At 66.6% G+C, this 25850-nt stretch carries 25 protein-coding genes and 1 pseudogene; 10 read left to right on the top strand and 16 right to left on the bottom strand.

What is annotated here, in order from left to right; genetic code table 11:
• Window positions 1-16: 16 nt before the first annotated feature.
• Window positions 17-478 carry a MarR family winged helix-turn-helix transcriptional regulator gene (locus J6U32_RS01630; RefSeq protein ID WP_208793266.1) on the top strand — a complete coding sequence of 154 codons (462 nt, stop codon included), beginning with the start codon at window positions 17-19 and terminating at the stop codon, window positions 476-478.
• Here the strand turns inward: J6U32_RS01630 and J6U32_RS01625 are convergent.
• The 3 genes from J6U32_RS01625 to J6U32_RS01615 all read right to left on the bottom strand — a co-directional run bounded on the left by J6U32_RS01625 (window position 440) and on the right by J6U32_RS01615 (window position 3587).
• Window positions 440-1978 carry an acyl-CoA synthetase gene (locus J6U32_RS01625; protein ID WP_208793265.1) on the bottom strand — a complete coding sequence of 513 codons (1539 nt, stop codon included), beginning with the start codon at window positions 1976-1978 and terminating at the stop codon, window positions 440-442. The genes J6U32_RS01630 and J6U32_RS01625 overlap by 39 nt on opposite strands.
• Before the next feature lie 81 nt (window positions 1979-2059).
• The gene (locus tag J6U32_RS01620) at window positions 2060-2836 is read right to left on the bottom strand and encodes a crotonase/enoyl-CoA hydratase family protein (RefSeq protein WP_208793264.1); all 777 of its coding nucleotides are present in this window, start codon (window positions 2834-2836) and stop codon (window positions 2060-2062) included.
• 37 nt (window positions 2837-2873) lie between these two features.
• Window positions 2874-3587, bottom strand: a complete 714-nt coding sequence (locus J6U32_RS01615; protein WP_208793263.1) for a hypothetical protein — start codon at window positions 3585-3587, stop codon at window positions 2874-2876.
• Between the two features lie 114 nt (window positions 3588-3701).
• Between J6U32_RS01615 and J6U32_RS01610 the strand changes: the two genes are divergently transcribed.
• The gene (locus J6U32_RS01610) at window positions 3702-4355 is read left to right on the top strand and encodes a hypothetical protein (protein WP_208793262.1); all 654 of its coding nucleotides are present in this window, start codon (window positions 3702-3704) and stop codon (window positions 4353-4355) included.
• Here the strand turns inward: J6U32_RS01610 and J6U32_RS01605 are convergent.
• Genes J6U32_RS01605 through J6U32_RS01595 form a run of 3 tightly spaced genes read right to left on the bottom strand, consistent with a single transcriptional unit; the run spans window position 4352 to window position 6872 of the window.
• The gene (locus J6U32_RS01605; protein ID WP_208793261.1) at window positions 4352-5182 is read right to left on the bottom strand and encodes an SDR family oxidoreductase; all 831 of its coding nucleotides are present in this window, start codon (window positions 5180-5182) and stop codon (window positions 4352-4354) included. The two genes, J6U32_RS01610 and J6U32_RS01605, sit on opposite strands and share 4 nt — an antisense overlap.
• A gap of 6 nt (window positions 5183-5188) precedes the next feature.
• Complete coding sequence (locus J6U32_RS01600; RefSeq protein WP_208793260.1) at window positions 5189-6076, bottom strand: LLM class flavin-dependent oxidoreductase; 888 nt, start codon at window positions 6074-6076, stop codon at window positions 5189-5191.
• A gap of 10 nt (window positions 6077-6086) precedes the next feature.
• Window positions 6087-6872, bottom strand: coding sequence for an alpha/beta fold hydrolase (locus tag J6U32_RS01595; RefSeq protein ID WP_208793259.1), 786 nt, complete (start codon window positions 6870-6872; stop codon window positions 6087-6089).
• On the opposite strand from J6U32_RS01595, the gene J6U32_RS01590 reads away from it, so the two are divergent.
• Window positions 6852-7442 carry a GNAT family N-acetyltransferase gene (locus tag J6U32_RS01590; RefSeq protein ID WP_208793258.1) on the top strand — a complete coding sequence of 197 codons (591 nt, stop codon included), beginning with the start codon at window positions 6852-6854 and terminating at the stop codon, window positions 7440-7442. The two genes, J6U32_RS01595 and J6U32_RS01590, sit on opposite strands and share 21 nt — an antisense overlap.
• A 261-nt stretch (window positions 7443-7703) precedes the next feature.
• On the opposite strand, the gene J6U32_RS01585 is transcribed toward J6U32_RS01590, so the two are convergent.
• A complete protein-coding gene (locus tag J6U32_RS01585) occupies window positions 7704-9119 on the bottom strand; it encodes a DHA2 family efflux MFS transporter permease subunit (RefSeq protein WP_208793257.1) in 1416 nt (471 codons plus the stop codon).
• Window positions 9120-9202: 83 nt separating this feature from the next.
• On the opposite strand from J6U32_RS01585, the gene J6U32_RS01580 reads away from it, so the two are divergent.
• Complete coding sequence (locus J6U32_RS01580; protein WP_208793256.1) at window positions 9203-9673, top strand: winged helix-turn-helix transcriptional regulator; 471 nt, start codon at window positions 9203-9205, stop codon at window positions 9671-9673.
• 26 nt (window positions 9674-9699) lie between these two features.
• Here J6U32_RS01580 and J6U32_RS01575 read toward each other — a convergent pair whose 3' ends face one another.
• The 6 genes from J6U32_RS01575 to J6U32_RS01550 all read right to left on the bottom strand — a co-directional run bounded on the left by J6U32_RS01575 (window position 9700) and on the right by J6U32_RS01550 (window position 15815).
• Window positions 9700-10176, bottom strand: coding sequence for a MaoC family dehydratase (locus J6U32_RS01575; protein WP_208793255.1), 477 nt, complete (start codon window positions 10174-10176; stop codon window positions 9700-9702).
• Between the two features lie 92 nt (window positions 10177-10268).
• Entirely contained in the window at window positions 10269-11429 is a 1161-nt protein-coding gene (locus tag J6U32_RS01570) for an acyl-CoA dehydrogenase family protein (RefSeq protein ID WP_208793254.1), read from the bottom strand.
• A gap of 75 nt (window positions 11430-11504) precedes the next feature.
• Window positions 11505-13625, bottom strand: a complete 2121-nt coding sequence (gene helR, locus J6U32_RS01565) for an RNA polymerase recycling motor ATPase HelR (RefSeq protein ID WP_280118968.1) — start codon at window positions 13623-13625, stop codon at window positions 11505-11507.
• A gap of 69 nt (window positions 13626-13694) precedes the next feature.
• On the bottom strand, window positions 13695-14891 hold the full coding sequence (locus tag J6U32_RS01560; RefSeq protein WP_208793252.1) for a CynX/NimT family MFS transporter: 1197 nt from the start codon (window positions 14889-14891) through the stop codon (window positions 13695-13697).
• Complete coding sequence (locus J6U32_RS01555) at window positions 14888-15562, bottom strand: FadR/GntR family transcriptional regulator (RefSeq protein ID WP_208793251.1); 675 nt, start codon at window positions 15560-15562, stop codon at window positions 14888-14890. The genes J6U32_RS01560 and J6U32_RS01555 overlap by 4 nt, the downstream gene beginning before the upstream one ends.
• A gap of 31 nt (window positions 15563-15593) precedes the next feature.
• Window positions 15594-15815, bottom strand: coding sequence for a hypothetical protein (locus J6U32_RS01550; RefSeq protein WP_208793250.1), 222 nt, complete (start codon window positions 15813-15815; stop codon window positions 15594-15596).
• A gap of 82 nt (window positions 15816-15897) precedes the next feature.
• Between J6U32_RS01550 and J6U32_RS01545 the strand changes: the two genes are divergently transcribed.
• From J6U32_RS01545 to J6U32_RS01530, 4 genes and pseudogenes are all read left to right on the top strand, one after another.
• Window positions 15898-16875 (top strand): GlxA family transcriptional regulator, encoded by a 978-nt coding sequence (locus J6U32_RS01545; RefSeq protein ID WP_208793249.1) that lies wholly within the window; start codon window positions 15898-15900, stop codon window positions 16873-16875.
• 2 nt (window positions 16876-16877) lie between these two features.
• Window positions 16878-17921 carry a nitronate monooxygenase gene (locus J6U32_RS01540; RefSeq protein ID WP_208793248.1) on the top strand — a complete coding sequence of 348 codons (1044 nt, stop codon included), beginning with the start codon at window positions 16878-16880 and terminating at the stop codon, window positions 17919-17921.
• A 380-nt stretch (window positions 17922-18301) separates the two neighbouring features.
• Window positions 18302-19397, top strand: a pseudogene (locus J6U32_RS27755) (IS110 family transposase).
• Between the two features lie 93 nt (window positions 19398-19490).
• Window positions 19491-19811, top strand: coding sequence for a GIY-YIG nuclease family protein (locus J6U32_RS01530; RefSeq protein WP_208793247.1), 321 nt, complete (start codon window positions 19491-19493; stop codon window positions 19809-19811).
• 123 nt (window positions 19812-19934) lie between these two features.
• On the opposite strand, the gene J6U32_RS01525 is transcribed toward J6U32_RS01530, so the two are convergent.
• Both J6U32_RS01525 and J6U32_RS01520 read right to left on the bottom strand, forming a co-directional pair.
• Entirely contained in the window at window positions 19935-21227 is a 1293-nt protein-coding gene (locus J6U32_RS01525) for a competence/damage-inducible protein A (RefSeq protein WP_208793246.1), read from the bottom strand.
• 27 nt (window positions 21228-21254) lie between these two features.
• Window positions 21255-22478 carry an oxygenase MpaB family protein gene (locus J6U32_RS01520; RefSeq protein ID WP_208793245.1) on the bottom strand — a complete coding sequence of 408 codons (1224 nt, stop codon included), beginning with the start codon at window positions 22476-22478 and terminating at the stop codon, window positions 21255-21257.
• A gap of 113 nt (window positions 22479-22591) precedes the next feature.
• Here J6U32_RS01520 and J6U32_RS01515 point away from each other — a divergent pair, with 113 nt between their 5' ends.
• On the top strand, window positions 22592-23269 hold the full coding sequence (locus tag J6U32_RS01515) for a TetR/AcrR family transcriptional regulator (RefSeq protein WP_244332476.1): 678 nt from the start codon (window positions 22592-22594) through the stop codon (window positions 23267-23269).
• A gap of 4 nt (window positions 23270-23273) precedes the next feature.
• On the opposite strand, the gene J6U32_RS01510 is transcribed toward J6U32_RS01515, so the two are convergent.
• On the bottom strand, window positions 23274-23984 hold the full coding sequence (locus tag J6U32_RS01510; protein WP_208793244.1) for a CPBP family intramembrane glutamic endopeptidase: 711 nt from the start codon (window positions 23982-23984) through the stop codon (window positions 23274-23276).
• Window positions 23985-24093: 109 nt separating this feature from the next.
• On the opposite strand from J6U32_RS01510, the gene J6U32_RS01505 reads away from it, so the two are divergent.
• Entirely contained in the window at window positions 24094-25800 is a 1707-nt protein-coding gene (locus J6U32_RS01505) for an alpha/beta hydrolase (protein ID WP_208795908.1), read from the top strand.
• The last annotated feature ends 50 nt before the right edge of the window (window positions 25801-25850 follow it).

Genomic DNA, 25850 nt, shown 5'->3' with positions numbered 1-25850 from the left:
GACGATGGGAGGGCCCATGACATCCCGGCGAATGCTCGACGACGATCTCGGCTTCTTGATGGCTCGCGCCAGCGTGGTGCTGAGCAAGGAGACCAATCGCGCCATCGCGCCCCTGGGGCTGAAGGTGCGTGGGTACAGCGCGCTCGCGGCCGTCTGCGACGAACCCGACGGCATCACCCAGCGTCGTCTGGCCACCGTGGTGGGTCTCGACCCCAGTCAGATCGTCGCTCTCGTCGACGATCTCGAGGACCGGAAGCTGGTGCAGCGCACCACCGACATCAATGACCGGCGCAACAAGCTCATCGTCGCGACCGAGGCGGGGGCGGAGCTGTGCGACGAGGCCCGCAGGCGCAGCGCCGCGGTGACGGCCGAGTACGTGACCGGCACCGATGCGGGGTACGTGGCGGCGGCACGGGAACTGTTGCGTCGCATCGCCTTCTCAGGCGTGGACGGGCGCGGCGGAAAACATCGACCGTAGCCGGTCCTTGCGGATCTTGCCGGTGGCATTGCGCGGTATCTCATCGAGCACCACCATCGACTTCGGGATCTTGTACCGCGCCAACCGTTCACCCAGGAACGCCGCGAGCTGCTCGTGGGTCAGCGTCGCGCCCTCGTCCAGGGTGATGGCCGCACAACCGACTTCACCCCACTTGTCGTCGGGAATCCCGAACACCCCGCATGCCACCACTCCGGGCATGGAGAGGATGACGGCCTCGACCTCGGCCGGGTAGATGTTCTCGCCGCCGGAGATGATCATGTCCTTGAGGCGGTCGACGATGGTGATGTAGCCCTCGTCGTCGCGGACGCCGACGTCGCCGGAACGGAACCAGCCGTCGTCGGTGAATGCCGCGGCGGTCGCGTCGGGGCGATTCCAGTAGCCGGCCATGACGTTGGAGCCCTGGATCTGGATCTCGCCGCGCTCGCCGGGTGCGGTTTCGTCCCCGTCGGGTCCGACGACCCGGACGTCGGTGAAAAAGTGTGGGACACCGGCACTTCCGAGCTTGCGGGCGGTGTGCGACGGGGTGAGGACCAGCGCACCGGGCCCGGTCTCGGTCAGCCCGTAGCCCTGGCACAGTGCGATGCCGCGTTCGGTGTAGGTGTGCAGAGTGCGGGGCGGAACCGGTGCCGCGGCAACGATCCAGCGGCGGATGGAGCTCAGATCGGCCGAGCCCCAGTCCTGGTGGGAGCTCATGGCGTCGAGCATGGTGGGTACCCCGAAGCCGTAGGTCACGTTGCGCTCGGCGATCACCCGCAGCACCCGGCCCGGCTCGAAGCCTTCCTCGATCACCACGGTGCCGCCCTTCAGCAGGACGGGCAGCGAGATGAAATTCAATGCGGCCGTGTGGAACAACGGTGCCACGACCAGTGCGACCTCGTCGCTGCGCAGGTCGAGGTCGAGGATCGGGTTGAGGACCGCGAAGGTCACCGTCCCGTGGTTCAGGACAACACCTTTCGGGTTCCCGGTGGTTCCCGAGGTGTACATGATGAAGCACGGGTCGTCGTGGGCGACCGCCAGATCGATGCGGTCGGTGGATGCGGCGGCGATGCTGGTCTCGTAGCCGACGGCGTCCTGGTCGGGATCGCCGTCGACGACCATGCGGATGGCCACGCCGGCCTCGGCCGTGGCCGCGATCGCCACGTCCGCCAACGCCGCGGAGTGGATCAGCACCGTGGCGCCGGAATCGGTCAGGGCGTAGGTGACTTCGGGAGTGGTCAGCCGGGCGTTGAGCGGCACCAGGATGGCGCCGAGCAAGCCGGCCGCGAAGAGCGCCTCGAGATACGCGGGATGGTTGGCGCTGAGCAGCGCGACGCGGTCGCCACGTCCGACGCCGAGGTCGGCGAGAGCGTGGGCGAGCCGCGTGGTGCGCTCGTCGAGTTCGGGATAGGTGATCGCCTGGTCACGAAAGACGATGGCCTCGGTGTCCGGCGACTGCCGTGAGGCCCGTAGCGGCCACGTGCCCACGCCTTGATTGCGCATCGTGTACTCCTCGATCGCCCGATGTAATCGAGATCACGATAGAAGGCAATCGTTGAGAATGTCAATGGTTGCCAGGTGTCGTCAGCGGGAGCGCCACTTCTTCACACGCTCGGTGTGCTCGGGTGAGAGATGGGCCAGGGGTTGCATCGCCGCGGCCATGCCGAGGACCGATTCCAAAGGGCTGGTTCGTGATTCCTGCAGCAGGCGCTTGGCCATCCGCAGCGCCTCGGCCGGGTTCTTGGTGATGCGTTCGGCGAGCGTACGGGCCTCGCCGAGGATATCGTCGGGGCTGACCACGCGGCTCACCATGCCCCACTCGGCCGCCGTCGCGGCATCCACGCGGTCGCCGGTGAACGTCATCTCCGCGGCCCGCTCATATCCGACTGCACGCGGCAGGAACCATGTTCCCCCGTCGCCCGGGATCAGCCCGACCTGCACGAAGCTCTCCGCGAAGGACGCGCGCTCGGAGGCGATCCGGATGTCGCACATCATCGCCAGGTCGCAGCCCGCGCCGACGGCCGCACCGTTGACCGCGGCGATGATCGGCACCTCGAGGCGAGCCAGGGCCCGCGGCAGACGCTGGATGCCTGCCACGTAGGCGCGTCGCTGCGCTCGCTCGTCGACGCCGAACATGCCCGTCCGGTCGGCCATCTCCTTGACGTTGCCGCCCGCGGAGAAGATCTTGCCCGCGCCGGTCAGGATGATCGCCCTGATCTCCAGGTCGGCGTTGGCGGCGTCGACCGCCGCCTCGAAGGCCTCGACGAACTCCACGTCGGTTATCGCGTTGCCGACCTCGGGCTTGTTGATCGTCCAGATCTGGGTCGCCCCGGTGGTGGCGATGTCCAGAGGTGAATGCATGTGGGAGACCTTTCGCGACGGTGAGAACGGCGCCGGGTCAGGCGTGACCCAGCGCGTTCCACCGTAATCGCAGGTCGGCGACGGAGGAATCGACGATGCGGCGCATCGGATGGGTGATCGTCGCCATGCGGTGCGCGGGGGCGGTGCGAACCGATCTGCGCGCGGTCCGGTCGGTGGGTACCGGCACCTTGGTGACGATGGTGGCGGCGAGCATCGCCGCACCCCACGCGCCCAGGAATGTGGGATGGTCGGCGACGAGATCGGCGGTACCCATCTGCGCCGACCAGCGCACACAACGGGAGATCGCGGCGCACTCGGAGACCACCGACACGCTCGTGGTCGCACCGACCCCGCGGCCCGCGGCACGTCGGAGTATCCCGATCTGCTCGGCCGACCAGTGCGGAGGATGGGCGATCGTCACCGACACCACGTGCCCGTGGTCGGCGCGCTCGGTGCCATCGATCGCCACATGCAGTGCTGCGGTGACCAATTGATGCGGAGCACGGCAGCGACCCGACGCGGTGCGCACCGCGGTCAGGTCGGCGATGCGGGTCAAGAAGTGGCCATAGACGTCGTCGGGGTTGTCGGCGGGACGAGACCAGCGCGGTGCCGCGGACGCCGGCCAGTACAACCGCGCCGGATGCGACGAGAGGTGCGGCGGACCGGGATGCGAGCCGGCGACCGAGGCCGCCGTCCCGGTGACGACGACCACCTGGTCGTCGGTCAGGTGGATTCCCATGATCAGTCGCATGAACTGAGCATGTGACCTGGGTCTAACCGATTCCTGACATCCGGTTGTCGAGTTGCTGAGAGTCGCGAGTCGCGAGGTTTGCCGAGTGTCTTCGGTGGTTATTGAGGGAGGACCATGACCGACACCCTATTCGCCGACATCTCCGAATGGCAGCCCGTGCTCGACGACTCCTACCCGTACCGGTGGCTGTCCATCCGGTCCAACGACGGGACCTATCGGGACCGACACTTCCAGGAGAACTGGACGATCGCCCGCTCCTGGTTGGACTCCCGTCGACTGCGCGGGCTGATCGTGTACTGCGTCTACCGATCCAATTGGCGAGACGCGATGACCACGCACATCGAGATGCAGGGCGAGAACCGACCCGACGTGGTGTCGATGGTCGACGTGGAATCGTGGGGCGGCCAGATCCGGAGCGACAACAGCGATTCCATCAACCGTCTGGTGTGGGGACTCGGTGACTGGCGTGGTCCGCACATCGACGGCCGGCCCCGCCGCGTCATCGGCTACCTCAACCCGAATGACGCCCGCATCTGGCGGGTGCGGCCACCGATCGGTTTCGTCATCCCGTCCTATGGGGCCCTTCCGTCATTTCCGGCCGGCACAGACGATCTGCACAGACATATGATCGCCCACCAGTACACCAACGGGGACGGCTACGGGCACGGTCTGCCGGAGGGCTACGGGACGGTGCGATGCGACATGAATGCCGCCAACGGGCGTGACCCCGAACAACTTCGGATCGCCACCGGTATCGGGGTGCCCTAGTCGCCCAGAGCTTTGGCTTCGTACTCGGCCCGCGTCGTCGAATTGCGCACCGCATCAACCTGGTTGGGCACCATCCGGCGCATCAACAGATCTCGGATCGCCTGCGGGAGCAGCCCTGCGGCCCGCACCGCGGGACCCACGAAGGAGGGCAGGGTCACCTCGAATCGCGGCTTCTCGATCGCCGCGACGACGGCGGCGGCGACGTCGGCCGGCTGCAGTATGGCTGCCGAACCGGTCGCGGTGCCCGCAGCGAGTTGGGTGTCGACGACGGTCGGCATGACGGCGGTGAGGAGAACCCCGGAGCCGCGGAGTTCCTCACGGACTGCGGTCAGGTAGCCGAGCACGCCGTGCTTGCTCGCGGCATACGTCGCCTCGCCGGGAGGGGCGAGTTTGGAAGCGGCAGAAGCGATGGTGACGATGTGGCCGTGTCCGCGGTGTCGCATCCGCGGCGCGGTGAGCCGCACCCCGCGGATCACGCCGTGCAGGTTGACCGCCAGCATCGCGTCGGCTGCCGCATCGGTCTCGGCGTCGAAGGGGCCGACCCACATGACCCCGGCGTTGTTCACCAGGACGTCGATTGGTCCGACGGACGACTCGACCGCATTGAGAAAGGCCTCGAAAGACTCGGTACTGGTGACATCGAGCGCGAAAGCATGTGCCTCGCCCGGGATCTCACTCGCCGTGACACGCGCACCGTCAAGGTCGCGATCGCCGATGGCCACCCGTGCCCCGGCGTCGGCGAGGTGCCGGGCGATCTCGCGTCCGATGCCCGCTGCGCCGCCGGTGATGGCGATGACCTTGCCCGCTATCGGTGTGCCCTTGCTCATGACCGATCAGTCTGTCACATCGACGGCGCCGGTACGCCCGGGTTGCAGTCGGGCGGCAACCTCGTCGAGGACGTGGTCGGGAGCCAGGTAGGGCTCCGAGGATCTCGGCCAGTGCACGATGACGTCGGTGAATCCCAAAGACGATGCGCGTCCGACCATTTCGTCGAAGAGGTCGACGCTCTCCAGCGCGTTGCGTGGCGAGGCGTCGAGACTCAGGTAGCGGGGGAACGCCTCGGTGATCGCGTCCTTGCCGAGCGTCTCGGTGAGCACATCGCAGCTCGCGCGGATCCCCTCGAACCAGTCGGCGACGGTCTCCGACGGCGTACCGGTGGTGATCCAGCCGTTGCCGTGCCGTGCGGCGAAGCGCACTGATCGGGGACCGTTGCCCGCCAACAGGAATGGCACGCGCGGCCGTACCGGTTCGCCGACCAGCCGCATGTCACGGGCGCGGTAGTACTGGCCGTCCGCATCGACGTGATCGTCGCGAAGGGTGCGGTCGAGCAGCAGGGTGAACTCCTGTAGGCGGTCGACGCGTTGCTTGGGCGGGAGGCGGTCGCCGCCCAGGACGGTGTCATCGGGGGTGCCGCCGGCGCCGAGGCCGAGCAGGAAGCGGCCGTCGGAGATGTCGACCAGGGTGGCGACCTCGCGACTGAACGCGACCGGATGGCGGAAGTTGGGGGAGACGACGAACGCACCGAGGTCGATGTGTCGGGTGACGGTCGCGGCGGCTGTCAGCGTCGGGATGCAGGAGAACCAGCGGGAGTCGGGCAGGCCACCCCAGACCAGGTGGTCGTAGGTCCAGGCGTGATCGAAGCCCATCTCCTCGGCGCGCTGCCACAGGGGCCGCGACTCTCGCCAGGTCAGATCGGGCAGGATGCAGATGCCGAAACGCATGGCACCCAGCCTAGCCGGTCACGAAGTCCAGAACGAGAGGCACTGTCTGCGAACGGTATTCGTCGAAGTAGGCGTGTCGGGCGCCGTCGAGGACGTGTGCGCGGGCGTCGGGGATGCGCTCGGCGAGTATCTCGGCGTTGGCCACCGGCGCCATCAGGTCATCGGTGCCGTGCAGGATCAGGGTGGGACTCGTGATGTCGGGCAGGACCGCCCACGCATCGTGTCGATTGCTCGCCAGCAGGTGCGCCCGCCGGTCGGCGTCGGACATGTCCGGATCGCCGAGTACGTGATATGGGCCGGGGTTGGCGGCACGCCACTGCGGCGAATACATGTAGTCCAACAGCGCCGCGGTTGCGTCCGGACCGGCCAGGGCACGACGCACCGACTCGTCTCGTTCGACGGCATGAACCCCACCGGGCGTGGTGCATCCGAGGACCAGCCGCCGCGCTCGACGTGGTGCCGATGCCGCCAGGAACTGCGCGGCACGACCGCCCATCGATGTGCCGTACACCGCGAACTTGTCGATGGCGAGCGAATCCATTACCGCCAGAGCATCTTCGGCGAACAATCGCGTGCTGTAGCGTTCGCCACCGGAGCCACTCGCGCCGGTCCCGCGATAGTCGAAGGTGACCGTGGTGTGGTGGGCGTCGAAGTCGCCGCGGGTGCGATCCCACCAGTGGTGATTGTTGGTCTGGCCGGGCAGGAGCAGCAGTGTCGGGCCGGACCCGCGCACCTGCACCGCCAGCCGTACCCGGTCTCGGGTGCGGACGATCTCGTGATATTCGGCGGCGGGCACGTCGGTGAGCCTAGTAGCGTCGGCACATGTAGTCGGCAGTGGTGGGAAAGCAATGCGGGGAGAGCAATGATGACGACACGCCGTCTCACCATTGTCGATCTGGCGCATGCGGATGTCGACGAACTCGTCGACATGTTGATGGATGGCGAGATCTACACATTCATCGGTGACCGTCCGGCCTCCGTTGTCGATGCACGAGCCAGAGTCGAAAGATGGTTGACAGGATCGCCCAATCCGCTGACGCGCTGGGTCAACATGGTGGCGCGAATGCGCGACACCGATCTCCTCGTCGGACTGTGCCAAGCGACGATTGCACTGAATGCGGATTTCACCGCCAACGACATCACGCTCGCCTACATCGTGTCCACCTCGTTCGGTGGGCGTGGCGTGGGAACCGAGATGATGGGCGCATTCGACGCCGAGCTCACCTCGGCGTACTCGACGGCGGTGGTCACGGCACATATTGCGCCAGGTCACGTTGCGTCCGAGAGCATCGCGCGATCGCTCGGACTGAGCCTGAGTGGTCGTCGCGACGAAGACGGAGAGCGCGTGTGGCAGCGTGGTGGGTGAGCCGGCGGGCCGCGCGGAACCGGATTCGAGCCATCCGTTGACCCCGGCCTGAGGCCACTACGAATACAGATTCCACGTGAGCGGTGCTTGACCCCGAAAAATCGGGCGTTTCGTCCGCTCATGTGGAATCTGTATTCGTACTGCGCCCTTACCGCATCGGCGTCGGCGGCCTCGGGGTTCGTCGCCGGCGCTCCGTTCGCCTCGGCCATGGGAAGGACGTGTCACCGCCCGCGACGGGAGGATTTCTCAGATGTCCACCTACTACGCCTCGGAGCCGCCCCGCCGAGGCGTCATTCCGAGTGCCGTGATCGCACCCGCTGCCGCAACGACGGCCAGTGTCCACCATGCGTGCTGGAAGACCGCATGGACGGCGTCGTATCCGACGGGACTGCCGATGATGGCGACGAGGACGCTCACGCCCAAGGCCATTCCGATCTGGCGACTCATGTTGACCACGGCGCTGCCCGTCGCCGACTGTGTGGCAGGCAGATCCACCGTCGCCGAGGACAGGATCGCAGGCAACGCCAGGCCCACACCAACTCCGCCTATCAGCCAGCCCGGCATTAGTGCCGTCGCGTAGGCGGGTGTCGACGAGATCGACAGCGAGATCAGCAGACCACCGAGGCCGAACAGTGCACAGCCGGCAGCGATGACCACACCGACCGGAATCCGGGCGGTGAGACGGTGCCCGACGGCGGCGAAGATCGGGACCATCAGTGGTCCGGGAGAGACCGCGAATCCGGTCTTGATTGCCGAGTACCCCCATACCTGCTGCATCCACAGGATGTTCGCGAGCAGCGCACCGGCGAACGGGATGGAGAAAAGTACGGCGGTGATGTTGGCGAAGGAGAATGCGCGCACGCGCAACAGATTCGGATCGATCACCGGTTCTCGGTGTCGTGCCGAACTGATCAGGAAACCGATCAGTCCGACGACGGTGACGGCCCACGCCAGCAGAATCCGGTCGTCGGTCCACCCCCAGGTCGGCCCCTCGACGAGGCCGAGGGTCAACGCGCCGATGGTGATCGCGAGCAAACCGGCGCCGAGAAGATCCGGCAGGTGCTCGTCGGCCTCGTTGCGTGATCGCGGGAGCAACACCGCGCCCCCGACGAGCGCGAGCACGCCCACGGGCAGGTTGACGAGGAACACCCACCGCCAGGAGGCCTCCACCAGTACACCGCCGACGGCCGGCCCGAGGGCCGCGGCCACTGCGCCGGTCGCGGCCCAGATCCGCACCGACCGCGCGCGGATCTCTGTCGGCATGGCGGCGACGACGAGTCCGAGGCTGGCCGGGGTCAGGATCGCAGCCCCGACCGCTTGGACGGCGCGAAACGCCACCAGCCACCAAATACCCTCAGCGGCAGCACATGCCGCGCTGGCGAGTGTGAAGATCGTGACACCGATCAAGAAGCCGGCCTTGCGTCCGTAGCGGTCGGCGATCCGGCCGGCGGGTACGAGCAGCGCGGCGTAGAGGATGGTGTACGCGTTGAGCACCCACGACAGTTCCGACAGTGAGACGCCGTGGAAGTCGCGTCCGATGTCCTCGAACGCCACGTTCACGATGAACACATCCAGGCTCGCCATGAAGGCCGCGAGCGACAGCAACGCCAGAATCAATGCGGGGCGCCGAGGAGCCGACGCGACGCCGGATTCCTGGGCATGAGCCACGTCGGTCATCGGGGTCTCCTCAGTCGTGAGTTTCGTGACGAAACTGAGGAAAGCAGATTGAGTTGTCTGACGCAACCCACTAGACTCGACGCATGCGCCGCGCCAGCTTCTCCGGGATGAATTGTTCGGTCGCGCAGACCCTCGAGGTCGTCGGTGAGTGGTGGACGCTGCTCATCATTCGCGACGCGCTGTTCGGCGTGACGCGCTTCGAAGACTTCTCGACCCGTCTGGGTATCGCTCGCAACGTGCTCACCCAGCGACTCGACACGCTCGTCGAGCATGGAATCCTGATCCGGGATCCATACCAGGACAATCCGGTTCGCTACGACTACCGATTGACCGACAAAGGCCGCGATCTGTGGACGGTGATCAACGCCCTGCGTCAATGGGGCGACAAGTGGTCGGCACCCGACGGCGCTCCGGTCGAGCTCGTGCACACCGGCTGCGGTCACACGACGACGCTCGAGCCGGTGTGCTCCGAGTGTGGTGAGCACGTTGATCGGGGATCGGTGACGGTGCGCCGCGGGCCGGGCGCCGGAGCGAATGCTCCACTGCCCACGTGAGCAATCCGCCGTCCAGCCGGCGGCGGTCAGGCGGGAGCGTCGGTCTCCGGTGATCCGCTGCGGGTCGGGACCACGATGTTGCCCACGGACGTCTGTACGGGTTTGTCATCCTGGTTGAAGGTCACAGTGCGGAGCTTGACGATTCCGACTCGCGGGTTCGACCGCGACGGCCTGACCTCGAGCACATCGCTCTCGACACGCAGCTCGTCATCCGGGCGTACCGGTCGCGGCCAGCTCAGCTCGTCGAAACCTGCGCCGACGATTCCGCCGGCCGGCCGGAACTCGCTCGCCACGAGCAACTGCATGGTGATCGCCGCGGTATGCCATCCGCTGGCCGCCAGCGATCCGAACACCGAGCCTGCCGCGCCTTCATCGCTCAGATGAAACGGCTGCGGATCGTACTTCTCGGCAAAGGCGCGGATGTCGTCGGCGGTGATCCGGGCGGTGGTTGTTCCCGGGTACCGCTGGCCCGCGGCGAGATCCTCGAAATAGAGTGGCGACATGTGCTGTGCTCCTTGCATTCTCGGACCCGTTTCGCGCGATCTCGGGTTGTCGTGCGCTCGTCGGTGTCGAGTGTGACACGCGAACCCGACGCTCAGAGGTCCAACCCACCCCGCTTGACGAGCTGCTTGGCGATGACGTTCTGCTGGATCTCGTTGGTGCCCTCGCCGACGATCATCAGGGGTGCGTCGCGGAAATACCGTTCGACGTCGTACTCGGTGGAGTAGCCGTATCCGCCGTGGATGCGCACCGCGTCGAGGGCGATCTCCATGGCGGTCTCCGAGCAGAACAGTTTGGCCATACCGGCTTCCATGTCGGCGCGTTTGCCGGTGTCGACGCGTTCGGCGGCGTCGAGCAGCAGGCTGCGGGCGGCGGCGAGTTTGGTGCCCATCGTCGCGAGCATGTTGCCGACGGCCTGGTGTTTCCAGATCGGCTGGCCGAAGCTCTCGCGGTCCTGTGCATACTGCAGCGCGTCGTCGAAGGCGGCGCGGGCCACGCCGGTCGCGCGGGCGGCCACCTGGATGCGGCCGGTCTCCAGTCCTTTCATCATCTGAGCGAAGCCCTTGCCCTCCACGCCACCGAGCACGGCGTCGACGGGAACGCGGGCGCCGTCGAAGTTCAGTTCGCAACTCTCCACGCCCTTGTACCCGAGCTTGGGTAGATCCTTGGAGACGGTGAAGCCGGGCACCTTCTCGACCAGCAGGATCGAGACGCCGGTGTGTGCGGGCTGCGCGGCCGGATCGGTCTTGCACATCAATGCGACGAGACCGGACTTGCGGGCGTTGCTGATCCAGGTCTTGGACCCGTTGATGACGTACTCGTCACCCTCTCTGGCCGCAACGGTCCGCATGTTCTGCAGGTCCGAACCCCCGCCCGGTTCGGTGAGCGCCATGGTCGCGCGCAGCTCGCCGGTGGCCATGCGTGGCAGATATTTCTGCTTCTGCTCCTCGGTGCCGAAGGTGAGCAGCAGCTTGGCGACGACGGTGTGCCCGCCCATCGCCCCGGCCAGACTCATCCAGCCGCGGGCCAACTCCTCGGTGACCTGCGCATAACAGGGCATCGACACCTGCGCGAAGCCGTAGGGCTCGGGGATGGCGAGACCGTAGATCCCGAGCTCCTTCATCGTTTCGATGAGCTCTTCGGGGTAGGTGTTGGCGTGCTCGAGTTCACGCACGACCGGACGCACCTGCTTGTCCACGAAGTCGCGAACGGTCTTGACGATGGCTTCTTCTTCGACGGACAGCTTGATGGCCATAGCAGTGTTCCTCTCAACTCTGTAAAAAATAGTCTATGGAAAATTGAGGGATGTGCAAGCCTGGCGTAGGTCCGCTCAGGAGAGGATCACCAGCTGTTGGGTGGCGCGGGTCATCGCGACGTAACGGTCGACGGCGCCGGTGATGCCGGCACCGAAGCGATCCGGCGCGACGAGAACCACCAGGTCGAACTCGAGACCGTTGACGCGCTCGGGCGCGAGCGTCCGCACGCGCGGGCGGTGGATCGGTGCCGGCAGGCTGCTCGGATCGCCGATGACGCAGGCGACACCCTCGGGATGAGTCCGCTCCCACTCGTCGAGGATCGCAGCGAGGTCGGCGACGGTGCCGTGGCCGACCTCTATGCCGCTGCTCCGGATGGAGGTCGGGACATTCGCGTCGGGTATCGCGGTCGTGATCACCGGCGCGGCCTGCGCCATGATCTCCTCGGGCGTGCGGTAGTTGATCGACAGACCGGCGACACGGACCTCGCCGAATCCGGCCCGGCGCAATCGCTCCGGCCAGCTTTCGGTGAATCCGCGCCGCGACTGGGCGCGGTCGCCGACCACGGTGACGCTGCGAGACGGGCAGCGTGCCACCAGCATCGACCACTGCGCGTCGGTCAACTCCTGCGCCTCGTCGACGATGATGTGGGCGAACGGCCCGGCCAATGGATCATGTTCGGCGCCAGGCGCATCGGAGTCGTCGACCAGTGAGTTCCGTAGATCCTCGCCGCGCAGCATCGGCGCGAGACCTTCGCCGTCGTCGAAGGTGTGTGCGGCAAGGAGGTCGTCGACAACGCGATCCATCGCGTCTCGACCGGCTGCCAACACCGCCTCACGCCGGCGTCGGCGTCGGGAGAAGCCGGGATCGCCGAGCCGACGCCGCGCCGCATCGAGGAACGGGACATCCGAGGTGGTCCACGCGGTCGGGTTGTCCCGCTGCAATGTTCGGAGTGCAGTGGCGTTCAGCTCCGGCGCGGCCAGACGCAAGTACGCCGGCACCGACCACAAATCGCCGACCAGGGTGGGGGCGTCGAGAATCGGCCATGCCGTGGTGAACGCGGAGACGACGTCGTCGTTGCCGGCCAACGCTCGACGGAGCCGGGGCAGATCACGAGTATCGAGACCGTCGGCGATGATGTGGGTGAGTGCGTCCCACACCTGTTCGCGTGCCTCGTGGTGGCTGGTGCCGGGCTCCCGGGTGCTGAAGGCCTCGGCCCACTCGGCAGCCGTGAGTTCCGTTTCACCCCAAGGGGTCTCGACTTCCACGGTGTTGGTGGGCGGCTGTTCGTAGAAGGCGACGGCCCGTTCGATCATGGCGATCGGGTCGAGGCCGTCCTTGAGTGTGGCGACGAGGGGATCGGATTCGGTTGTCGCACCGTCACCTTCGGGTACGAGGTCATGCAGGGTGCAGGTGCGGACGCCGTCCTCGCCGAGGCTGGGCAGGACGTCGGAGATGTACCCGAGGTACTCCTCGTGAGGACCCACGACCAGAAGTTCACCGCGATTGCCCGCCAGCCGCGGGTCGGCGTAGAGCAGATACGCCGCACGATGCAGCGCGACCACGGTCTTTCCGGTGCCGGGGCCGCCGTCGACGACGAGAGCACCGCTACTGTCGGCCCGGATGATGGCGTCCTGGTCTGCGGCGATGGTGCCCAACACATCTCGCATCCGCGGCTCGCGGGAAGCGCCGAGGCCGGCGAGGAACGCCGAATCGTCGTCGAGCGCGAGATGTGCGATCTCACCGTCGAATGATTCGTCCCAGAAGTCGACGACCCGTCCCCGACTCCACCGGTACCGCCGCCGACTCGACAATCCCTGGGGATCGGCGTGGGTGGCGGCGAAGAACGGTGCGGCCGCCGGGGTGCGCCAGTCGACCAGTAGTTGTTCGCCGCCACGATCGGTCATCCCGATGCGGCCGATGTAGCTGGTGGTGCCGTCGGTGCGCACGATACGTCCGAGGCACAGATCCAGGCTGTACCGGCGCAACACACGGAGCCGGCGATTCGTCTCGTGGATCTCCAGGTCACGGTCGAGTGCGCGGCGGCCGCCACCGCCGTCGGCGAGACGTAGTGCGTCGAGGCGTGCGGTGAGGTCGGCGATGGTGTGGGTGAGGTGGGCGGTGATGACGGCGAAATGCCGGTCGTCGTCACCGATGACGGCAGGATCGCACGAGGCGCGAAAAACCATGGGCGCCATTGTGAACCCGAGATGGGGCCTTGCGGCAAGCCCCCACCGGCGGGTTACAGTGAAAGGGAAGGGGAGAGGTCAGTTCATCTTCACATCGCGCCCGGCGATCAGGGTCGAGGCAGCCTGCGCGAGTAGCGGGATCGCCAGCACCGACAGCGCGATCGTCCACGATCCGGTCGAATCATGCAGTGCTCCCACGGCGATGGGCCCGAATGCGGCCAGGATGTAGCCGACCGATTGCGCCATTCCCGACACCTGGCCGGTCTGCTCGGCCGAGGAACTTCGCAGCACCATGAACAGCAGCGCGAGGCTGATCGACGATCCGGGGCCGAACATCACCAGCATCGTCCACAGCAGTGTGGCGTGGTCGCTGAGCAGGAGTCCGACCAATCCGATTCCGCACAGGACGATCACGACGAGCGTGATCAGACGTTGGTCCCGGTAGCGCCCGGCGATGATCGGGATGAGTAACGACGCCAGCAGCGCGACGACCTGACCGATGGCCAGGATGGTGCCGGCCGACGCCCGCGAATGTCCCTCGCTGATGAGAAATGCGGGCAGCCAGGCGGTGAAGGTGTAGAACACCAGCGACTGTGCGCCCATGAATACGGTGATCGCCCACGCAATCGTGTTGCGGCGCAACGATCCGGTGCCGGCGACCGTTTCCGGACGGTGCTGGACGATCTGCGGTGCCCAGATGACGACGGTGATCACGGCGAGAATCGCCCACGAGGTGATCGTGAGCCGCCAGTTGTTGCCCAGCGCATTGTCGAGGGGCACGGTGATTCCGGCGGCGACGGCGGCACCGCCGGACAGCGTCATCGAATACAACCCGGTCATCAATCCCGACCGATGGGCGAAATCGCGTTTGATCAGCGCAGGCAACACCACGTTGCAGATACCGATCGCGGCACCGACCACCGCCGACCCGATGAACAGCATCGGCGCACCGGGGATCAGGCGCATGAGGGTGCCAACAGTCAGCAGGAGCAGAGCCCCGAAGATGGTGCGTTCGATCCCGAACCGGGCTGCCAACCGTGGCGCCACGGGCGCGCTGAGCCCGAAGAACAGAACGGGAAGGGTGGTCAGCAGGCCGGCGGTGGCGCTGGAAAAGCCTTCGTCGCGGGTGATCTCGTCGATCAGCGGTGCCACCGACACGACGACGGGCCGCAGATTCGCGGCCACCAGCATCACGCCGACCGCGGTGATCACCGTGCCGAGTGGACGGCGTCCACGCGATTCCGACGTCGCGGGCGCGATGTTGGTCACGCTCATCGGACGATCTCGTGGGCGAGGTCGAGGTAGACGTGCACAGCCGCGCGTGCCGCCGCCGGGTCGGCGGCGGCGATCGCCGCGACGACCTCGCGGTGACCGTCGGGATGTCCGTCGTCGACCGCTGCCGCGGCAATCGCCTCATGCGTGCGGCGCATCACCTCGCCGACACCTTCATAGAGTTCGATCAGCAGCCGGTTGCCCGAGATCTCGACGATGGTGGCGTGGAACTCGATGTCGAGCCGGGCGTAGCGGCGCAGATCTCCGGCGGCGATGGCGGCGAGCGCCGCGTCGAGCTTGTTCTGCAGCCGGGTGACGTCGGCTGCCGAGGCGCGCAGGGCAGCGAGGTCGGCGGCCTCGGTCTCCAGTGCCCGCCGGGTGCTCAGCAGATCGGTGATCTCGGGGTCGGGAGCGCAGCGTTCCAACGCTGCGGCGAGAACGTTGCGGCTGCGCACGTAGGTGCCGTCACCGCGGCGCGGCATCAGCAGCCCGGAGTGTTCGAGCGCGCGCACCGCCTCACGAATCGTGTTGCGGCCCACGCCGAATTGTTCGACGAGTTCGGGCTCCGCGGGGATTCGGGCTCCGACGGCCCACGCCCCGTCCCGGATCAACTCGTGCATGCGATCGACGACGAGCGAACTGGTACGGGGCGGTGGGGTGATCAGCGGCGGCACGCAAAGAGCCTAACATCCCATGTTTGGGTGTCTAGGCCGAGTCCCTCCGTTGCAGATGGAGTATGCGCAGTTCCGCGGCGATACGGTCGGAGTCCGGTCCGCGTTTCCACGGACGATCGTCGCCGACCGCGAGACCGGCGAGACGCCCCAGCGGAATGGGTTGTGCGTCATCGACTTTGCGGTGCACACGGTAGACAATGACGACGGTCGGGACGACGATGAGTACGGCGAGGAGAACGATCAGTGTGGTCATGACAGAAACAATGCGCCCATAAATTACCTGCCACCAGTGGCCGAAGCGACACGCTTCGCAAATTATCTGCCAGACTGGTGGGGTGTTGAATTCTGTTGCCGTTCTGCTCTACGGGCGCGTCGCACTCTTCGAGTTCGGGGTGCTGCACGAGGTGTTCGGACTCGATCGCACCGACGACGGCGTCCCCGCCTTCGACTTTCGCGTCGCCTCACCGACTCCGCACGCGGCACTGCAGGTTGGCGGAGGCGTGACCATCGCCGCGCCGTACACGCTCGACGACTGCCTCGACGTCGACCTCGTCGCGATCCCCGGGGGCAGCACCTCCGGCGAGTATCCGCAGGAGATCCTCGACACCTTGCGCACGGTGGTCGAGCGCGGTGGCCGGGCGCTGACGGTCTGCTCCGGAGCGTTCGTCGCCGGCGCTGCCGGACTCCTCGACGGGCGACGCTGCACCACGCATTGGCGCTACGGCGACAAGCTCGCGCAGATGTTCCCCGAAGCCGAGGTCGACACCGACGTCCTCTTCGTCGACGACGGCCCGATCACCACCAGTGCGGGTACCGCCGCGGGCATCGACGCCGCGCTGCATCTCGTCCGCGAGGAGTGGGGGCCGACCATCGCCAATCGCATCGCCCGCCGCATGGTGGTGCCGCCACACCGCGACGGCGGGCAACGGCAGTTCATCGATGCGCCCATGCCCACCTGCGTCGACGAGGGTTTCGGCGAACTGCTGGACTGGATGGTCACGCACCTTGACCGTGACATCTCCGTCGATGCCCTCGCTGCCCGAATGCACATGTCGGGGCGGACTTTCGCGCGCCGATTCGTCGATGAGGTCGGCATTCCGCCACGTCGGTGGCTCACCGAACAGCGCGTCCTGCACGCCAAGAACCTGCTGGAATCGACCGATTCGTCGGTGGAGGAGGTGGCCCGGTTGTCGGGATTCGCATCGGCGACGTTGCTACGCCACCACTTCACGACGACAGTGGGGGTGGCGCCGGTCGTCTACCGCAGACGATTCGCCGGTGGTGTCACCGACCATGCGGTGGGACAGGAGTGAGGATGTTCGATCTTCGAGATCTCGAGGTGCCGATCATCGCGGCCCCGATGGCGGGTGGTCCGTCGACGCCGGGTCTGGTGATTGCGGCCGGGCACGGCGGTGGGATCGGCTTCCTGGCAGCGGGATACAAGTCACCCGAGCTCCTGGAATCGGAGATCACCGCAGTCGCCGAGGCGGGAATACCGTTCGGCGTCAACATCTTCACGCCGGGACCACCGATCCGCGATCGTGGTGCCGTGCAACGCTACCGGGATGCGCTGGCTCCGGTGGCCGAACGCTACGGTGTGCCGCTACCGGACGTCATCGGCGCCGACGACGATCATTTCGACGCGAAGATCGACCTCGTCACCGAGAGGCGGGTTGGGTTGGTGTCGTTCACCTTTGGTCTTCCGGCGGTCGATGTCGTTGGTCGGCTGCACGACGCCGGCATCACGGTGATCGCGACCGTGGCGAGTGTCGACGATGCCGATCGTGCGGTGGCCGCCGGTGTCGATGTGCTGTGCGTGCAGGGAACCGAGGCGGGCGGGCATCGGGGCACCCTGGATCTCGACGCGGTGCCGAACGACACCCCCACGGTGGATCTGGTGCGAGACGTGTTGTCCAGGACCGAAGTTCCGGTCATCGCCGCTGGCGGGGTGGGCGACGGCCGAGCTGTCGCAGCGGCCCTGGCCTCCGGGGCGACGGCCGTGCAGATCGGTACCGCGCTCCTGGACTCCGACGAGGCGGGCACCAACGGGGTGCACCGCGCCGCTTTGCGGAGCCCGGCGTCGGCGGAGACTGTTGTCACGCGGGCATTTTCGGGCCGTCCGGCGCGGGCCATACGCAACAGCTTCGTCGATAGCTACGACTCCCTCGCTCCTGCCGAGTATCCCGCCGTCCACCATCTGACGAGCCCGCTTCGCAAGGCCGCAGTCGCCGCAGGTGAGCGCCGCGACGTGAACCTCTGGGCCGGAACCTCATTCGCCTCCATTCGCGGCGGGTCGGCGTCCGACATCATCGCGAAGTTGTGGTCCGACGCCCAGCGCGGCCCGGAACCAGCGCCGTAGCACGGGGTCTCGAGGCTTCGTCGCTGGCGCTCCTACGCACCTCGACCGTCGGTCAAAGACCCACCCCGCTGGTCGACCCAACCCCGCTGGTCGAGGTGTGAGGAGCGATAGCGACGAGCCTCGAGACGGTGAGAATATGGGTAGGGCTTGACCGGGTGTTCTGACTTACCTCGAGACTGACCTCGAATTGGGTGTCTTCAAGTGGACCTGTCGGCATTCGGTGAAGCCCGGAATTGACACCTGGATTCGTGATGACTGGGCCGGGTGAGGTTATGACTTCATAGGAACCTGTCGGCTGCGGTTGGTCCGACTCTTCACCGTCCTGTCTGCCTCACCCGGCGTAGTCATCCTCCACCGAAGTGAAGGAGACAGGAACCGCAATGTCGAGCATGACTGTAGAGGGGGTGTCGACGCAACCGGTGTATGCCGGGGTCGATACCCACAAGGACACCCACCACGCCGGGATCGTTGACGATGATGGCCGGCAGATCAGTGACGCGCAGTTCGGTACTGATCGGGCCGGGAACGAGGCGATGCTGGAGTGGTTGGCCCAGTGGTGGGTGCATCGGGTCGCGGTGGAACAGACCGGTAGTTACGGGTTGGGGTTGACCACGGTGCTGCGCGAGCATGGTTACACCGTCAAAGAACTCAACCGCCCGGATCCGACGGTGCGGGCCACGGTCGGCAAGTCCGATCCGGTTGATGCCTATACCGCGGCGCAGGCGGCGCGGACCGGGCGCGCCGATATCACTCCGAAGGATCATTCCGGGATCGTTGAGTCGATCCGAATGCTGTCCACGGCAAGGGCTTCGGCGGTCAAAGCGCGTAGTGTCGCGTTGAATCAGATCCGGGATCTGGTGATCACCGCACCGGTGTTACGGGAGAAGCTGACCGGGGTTGACGACCCGGAAAATGGTGGCGGTCATCTGGTCGTGGCGACCCAATCGTGGCGAGTTGGGTGACCCGGTACAGGGTGCGAAACTCGCGTTACGGGGAATCGCCGGACGGGTTCGTGACCTCGATACCGAGATCAAGGCCTACGACACCCAACTCAACACGCTGACCCGCCGGGCCGCGCCGCGGTTGCGGGCCCGCCCGCAGGTCGGTCCGATGATCGCCGCGCAGTTGTTGGTGACCGTCGGGCAATGCCCGGACCGTATCGGTAGTGATGCGCAGTTCGCGCGGCTGGCCGGGATCGCGCCGATCCCCGCGTCCTCGGGGAAGACCAGCCGGATGCGGCTGCACCGCGGTGGGGACCGCCACGCCAACTCCGCGGTCCACCTCGTGGTCATCGGCCGGTTACGTAAACACGAGAAAGCACTCGCCTACCGAGAAAAACGACGAGCCGAGGGAATGGCCGATAAAGACATCATCCGCGCCATGAAACGCCTCGTCGCCCGCGAACTGTTCTACGCCCTCAAAGCCGATCTCAAAGACCTCGACCACACCCCAAAAAACGTCTCCCAGACCCCTTGACACGTTATAGGAACGTCCGCCGTCAGCCAAGGCTGTTTCCCTACCTGTGGATAGATTTCCGGCCAGCGCTCGATCGCACGCGATACTGACCCCATGCCCGGCTTCGTCTACATCCTCGAATGCTCCGACGGTAGCTACTACGTCGGTAGCACCGTGGATCTCGACCGACGAGTGAACGAACACAATGACGGGAAGGGTGCTGCGTACACCAGTCGCCGTCGTCCGGTGCGGGTCGTGTTCAGCGAGCAGTTTCCGACTGTTGAGGAGGCTTACCGGCTCGAGAAGCGGATACAGGGGTGGTCACGCGGCAAGCGGCGAGCGTTGATCGACGGCGATTTCGACCTACTCCGGGATCTCGCGCGTCGTCCCGGTGCGCGGGCAAAGGACGCTGGTGGGGCGGAACCAGCACCGTAGCTAGGGGTCTCGAGGCTCCGTCGCTGGCGCTCCTACGCACCTCGACCATCGGTTGGGGAAGCCGACGACCGGGCGGGTCACCGGCGATGGGGTTTGTCGACCACCGGAATGGGCGATCCTCGATCAGCGCAGCGCGCGGTACAGCATATGCATCGCGATGGTCACCGACCGCTCGCGCACGGCGGCACGGTCACCGGGCAGGTGCAGGGTCCGTGCGCGCGGTGCCGTACCGGCCAGCGCAACACCGAAACAGACGGTGCCGACCGGCTTGTCGGGGGTTCCGCCACCCGGGCCGGCGATCCCGCTGGTCGACACGGCGATGTCGACAGCAAAGCGACCGACCGCGCCCTGGGCCATCGCCGCGGCGACAGGCTCGCTGACGGCGCCGTGTTCGGCGATCAATTCGGCTGGGACGTCGAGCATTCCGGCCTTGGCCTCGTTGGAGTACGAGACGACCCCGCCCATCATATAGTCCGAGGACCCGGCGCGGTCGGTGAGGCGCGCCGCGATCAGACCGCCGGTACACGACTCCGCCGTGGCGACACTGCGGCCCTGCAGCGCCGCGGCGACGAGATCGTCGATGGTGGAACCGTCGACCGAAAAGATCTGTGTCCGATGATGTTCGAGTAATCCGCCGGCCAGTGCGTCGTAGGCGGGTTGGGCGCCGATCGGATAGCGGGTCACGATTTCCACCTCACCGCGGCGCAGGCAGGTGGTGACCTCCAGCTCGTCGGCGCCGTCGATCCCGGGTTCGATGGTGCGCAGGGTGGCGGCCAGGTCGGACTCCGAGAGCCCGAAGGCCCGGATGGTTTGTTCGCGGAAGTCGCCGCGTCCTGCGATCGCCGCCGCGATCGGTTCGGTACCGATCGCCGCGTCCCACATGCCCTGTAACTCGCGCGGCGGACCCGGCAGGACGAGGATCGCCGGTGCGCGGCGGGCGTCCTCGGCGACCGCGGGTATCGCGACTCCCGGCGCGGTGCCGACCGGAGGGATCGGTTGCGCCCCTTGGGGAATCATCGCCTGCTTGCGGGTGCCGGCCTGCGACGACTCCGTCGCGGGCTCGCCTCGCTGCTGCTGCCAGCGTGAGATGATCTGCGCGATACGGGTTTCCATCTCCGTGTCGAGATGCAGCGGGCGTCCGCAGAACCGGGCGACCGTCTCCACGGTGAGATCGTCGGCCGTCGGGCCCAGACCGCCGGTGGTGACGATGAGGTCCACCCCGGATGCGGCGAGGAAGTGCAGTTGAGCGGTCAGGTCGTCCGGGCGGTCGCCGCAGATGGTGATGTGGGCGACGTCGACGCCGAGCTCGAGCAGGCGCCGGGCCACCCACGGGCCGTTCGCGTCAGAGATCCGACCGGTGAGGACCTCGGTTCCGGTGACCACGATTCCCGCACGCACATTCACGCAATCGAGCATAGTGCGGCGGGATCGTGGGCCGCGGTGTCAGTTGTAGTTCGGGTTGTTGAAGGAGGGAATCTGGATGCTGATCGGCATCCGCAACTCGGCCATGTAGAACAGGACGAACTGCCGGAGGAACTCGTCGAAGAGCCAGTAGGTCTCCCGCGGCAGGCCGGCGTTGAGCAGGCCCTCGCGGACGGCGACGTAGGGGCCCCAAGCGGTTTCCAGCAGCGGATTCCAGACGGGCTCACGGGGGATGTGCAACCAGTCGGCGATCTTGTCGCCGAGCATGAACCGGGTCAGCGCACCGAGGATGGGCCGCGACAGCAGGGTGAGGTCGAGATCCATCCCCAGATCGAGGAGCATGTCGGCGAGTTTCTGGCCCTCCGGCGTCCATGCGAGGATCGGATCGAGAACCTGCTTGGCCTGCGAATCGGCGGTGGCCCACGAGTTGGGGATGTACTGGTCCTGCACGCCGAGCATCGCCGCGGTCACTTGCCAGGAATGCAGGAACCCTTCGGACTCGTCGGCGGGCAGTGGCACCTTCCACTTCTGGAGGTTGCGCATCACCGTCGTCGGCAGACTGTGCCAGGTGACCATGATGTTGGCCTGGCTGATCGGCTTCTCCTCGGGTGCCGAGCGCACCCAGTGTGCGGACTTGGGCAGCAGATGCCGCACACCCGCATGGGCCATCCGAGTCTTGACGCAGGTCACGACCATTTCGCCGTCGGGCTGATAGGCGTTGAGCGACCCGATGTCGTAACCGAGCTTGGCCGTCTTGGAGATGCGGTCCTTGAGGTCCCAGCCGCCCTTGGAGTAGTAGACCGCGCGCGCCTCCTTGGGGATGACGGTGCTCATCATGCCGCTGGCGAAGCCGTACAGCACTCCGAGGTAGGTGCCCCGTCGCTGATTGAATCGCACCGCGGCAGCGAGTTTGCCGCGATCGGTCCACGACGGCAGTTGGCGGGAGTGTTCGATGAAGTCCCGCAATTCCGGCGGCAACCCGGCCGGTAGTGGCTGGGAGTTGGTGCGCCATTGATTGAGCAGATTGTTGACCTCGACGACCTTGCCGCTGTCGATGACCCGAGCGATCACCTGGTCGGCCTCGTCGTCGAAGATCGTTCGCGGATCGGCTCCCGCTCCCACACCCGGGATCGAGTTGGCCGGTGCCCACGTCCAGGGCGTGGCCTGGGTGAGCGTCGCGAGGGCGCCCGCGGCGCCGATCGTGCCTGTGGCGCGCAGGACCGCGCGCCTGTTGAGCTGTTCCATGTTGTGCTCCCGTCTATCGCCACCCGACTCGATGACGCGATGTAACAACGCGAGTAACGTTGTAACATCAGGAGTAGCATACAGTGATTGACATCACAACAGATTCACCCCGAATGCGTTGGAGGTTCATGGTGGTCTCGGCGTCGTCGGCACCGAAGTCGTTGTTGGAGAGGGCATATGACGACGTCGTTGCCGAAGGGGGAGAAAGCGCGAATGCGGACGCGACCCGAGAGAAATTGCTCGATGCCGCATTTGCACAATTCTGTCGTTTCGGTATTCAACGCACCTCGCTGGAAGAGGTGGCCAAGCGCGCGGGAACCTCGCGCATCACCATCTACCGCAAGTTCACCAACAAGGACGTGCTCGTCGAGGAGGTGATGCTGCGGGAGTTCCGGCGTTACCTCGTTCAATTCCTCGCCGACATCGCCCCGGCGCGCACCATCGCCGAGCGCCTGGTGCTGGCCTTCGTCAGTTCCTATCGCGCGGTGTCGACGAACCCGCTGATCAGCGGGCTGCAGCAGACCGAACCCACCCTGCTGGCAGGTGCGCTCGGCGCCGACGGGCGGCTGCTGGCCACCGTTGCACAGTTCATCGCCCAGCAGCTGCGCCAGGAGCAGCGCGCGGGAACCCTGCGCGCCGACCTCGACACCGACCTCACCGCCGAGATGATGGCGCGGATCTCGGCGTCGTTTCTGACCACGCCGAGTGCGCTCGTCGACACCGACGACGACGATCAGCTCGCCGACATCGCCCGGCGCTATCTGGTGCCGATGCTCGACGCCCCGAGCTGACCGTTCACCCTGGCAGCTGCCACGCGATCGCCGCGGCGATCGCGCCGAGGCCGTTGACCGACCAGTGCAAGGCGATCGGCGCGAGCAGGCTCCCGCTGCGAATCCGCAACCAGCCGAGCAGGATTCCCGCGACGCCGGTCACGACGACGGCGAGCGCGACACCGGCGAACGTGGCCAGCGGGCCGGCGCCCACGATGTCACCGAGCCCCTGATTGTGTGTCGAGAGCCCCATCGACGAGCCGACGTGCCATAGTCCGAACAGTCCGGCCTGCAGGATCAGCGCTGTCCGGGGACTGCAGATCTGTCGCAGCGCACCGAGCAGCACACCGCGGAAGATCACCTCTTCGGCCAGGATGGTGTGGATCGGAATGAGGACGAGCGCAGACACCAGTGCCGCGTGGACATCTCGATAGGCGTCGTTGTGGAACAGGTCGCGCGTCCAGGGAAGGGCGACACCGATCGCGGTGATCACGGCAACCGCACCGATGATGACCGCCGCGTAGCGCAGACCCGTACCGAGTGATCGTCGGCCCAGACCGAGATCCGTCCAGGACAGGCCGGTAGCCCTGGCGAGAACGAGGATGAGCGCGGCGGCGATCGGCACCGCCCACTGCACGCCGGGAACCGGGGTCACGAAGATCAGCACTTGCACGCAGACGAGAACCGTCACGACGCCGACGCACAGCCACGCGAACCGGCGCCTCGGGAGAGACATACATTCTGCCCTTCTGCCGCGATATGCCGTCTGACAAGATGTTTCCGACCGATTGTGCCCGACCGTCGGGGCGCGGACGACAGGAGCGTGGCCAGTGCCGGAATCTGATGTGGACGCCGTCGACGGCGCCGACGCCCCGCAGGACGTGAGCGCCGAGCCGCACCGGTCACGGGCACGGGAGCGCGCCGTCGCCTACCTCGGCCGGATCAGTTACTCCGGCCTGGCGGTGGCGACGGCGTTCCTCTGGTTCTCGGCGACACCGTCACTGTTACCGCGCGGGCCGCTGTTCCAGGGCATCGTGAGCGGCGCGGCGGCCGCCGTCGGCTACTGTCTCGGCGCCTTCTTCGCCTGGCTGGTGCGGTTCATGTTGTCGAGGGATCGGCGGTGGCCCTCGCCGCCCTGGTACCTGTGGGCCGCGCTGGGTGTGATCTTCGCGGTGGGCACCTCGGTGATGTTCTATTGGTATTCGGTGTGGCAGAACGAGATCCGCTCGCTGATGAAGGTCGACCAGCTCTCGTGGACGGCTTACCCGTTGATCATTGTCGTCTCCGTGATCGTATTCGTGCTGTTGATGGTGATCGGACAACTGTGGGCCGCACTCGTCGTCTGGCCGGTGCGAAAACTCAATCGCTTTGCGCCACCGCGGATTTCTGCGGTCGCCGGTGCGACGGTGATCGTCCTGATCACCGTGTTCGTCCTCAACGGCGTGGTCGCGAACTACTCGATGAAGTGGCTCAATGCCTCCTTTGCCGCGGCGAACGACGAGACCGATGCGACCACGTCGGCACCGACGACCACGGTTCGATCAGGCGGTCCGGGCTCGCTGGTCACGTGGGGCTCGCTCGGACGGGAGGGCCGGCGATTCGTCGCGAACGGCCCCGATGTGCAACAGCTCTCGGCGTTCAACGGGGCGCCGGCGATGGAGCCGATCCGGGCGTTCGTCGGGCTCGGATCGGGAAATGATCTGCGCGCCAACGCCACCCTGGCCGCCGATGAGCTGGTCCGTGCCGGCGGTCTCGAACGGGCCGTGGTGGCCATCGGGTCGGCCACCGGATCGGGGTGGCTGAACAAGGCGACGGTCGACTCGCTGGAGTACATGTACAACGGCAACGTCGCCACGGTGTCGATGCAGTACTCCTATCTGCCGAGCTGGCTGTCGTTCCTCGTCGACAGCGAACGCGCGCGTCAGGCCGGCAGTGCGTTGTTCGAGGCCGTCGACGCACGTATCCAGCAACTGCCCGAGGGCCGCCGACCCAAGGTCGTCGTGTTCGGGGAGAGCCTCGGCTCGTTCGGTGCCGAGGCCGCCTTCGGTACCGTGCCGACGGTCGTCGCCCGCACCAACGGCGCCCTGTTCGTCGGGCCGACGTTCAACAACCAGTTGTGGAGTGACGCCACCGCCGCCCGCGATGCCGGTTCGCCGCAGGTCCTGCCGATCTATGAAGACGGCCGGCACGTCCGGTTCATTGCCGACGCCTCGGACCTGAACCGTCCCGACACGCCGTGGCTCGACCCTCGCGTCGTCTACCTGCAGCACGCGTCGGACCCGATCGCCTGGTGGTCGCCGCGGCTCATCCTCAACGAGCCGGAGTGGCTGAAGGAAGAGCACGGCCGCGACGTGCTCGGGGCGATGACGTGGATGCCGTTCGTCACGTTCCTGCAGGTGTCGGCGGATATGGCCGTGTCGGTGAACGTGCCCGACGGTCACGGCCACAACTATCTGAGCGCCATCCCGTACTCGTGGGCCGACATTCTGCAGCCGCCCGGATGGACCCAGGACAAGACCGAACGGTTGTTGCCGCTACTGCATCGGGACTGAGCCGGTCGGGTCGCCCATCCGAGTTTGCGTCGGTGTCGAAGTGCTGTTGT

The organism is Gordonia polyisoprenivorans (assembly GCF_017654315.1).
Taxonomy (GTDB): domain Bacteria; phylum Actinomycetota; class Actinomycetes; order Mycobacteriales; family Mycobacteriaceae; genus Gordonia; species Gordonia polyisoprenivorans_A.
Note: the sequence above shows the minus strand (reverse complement) of the source record. Positions and strands in the feature narration are given on the sequence as shown.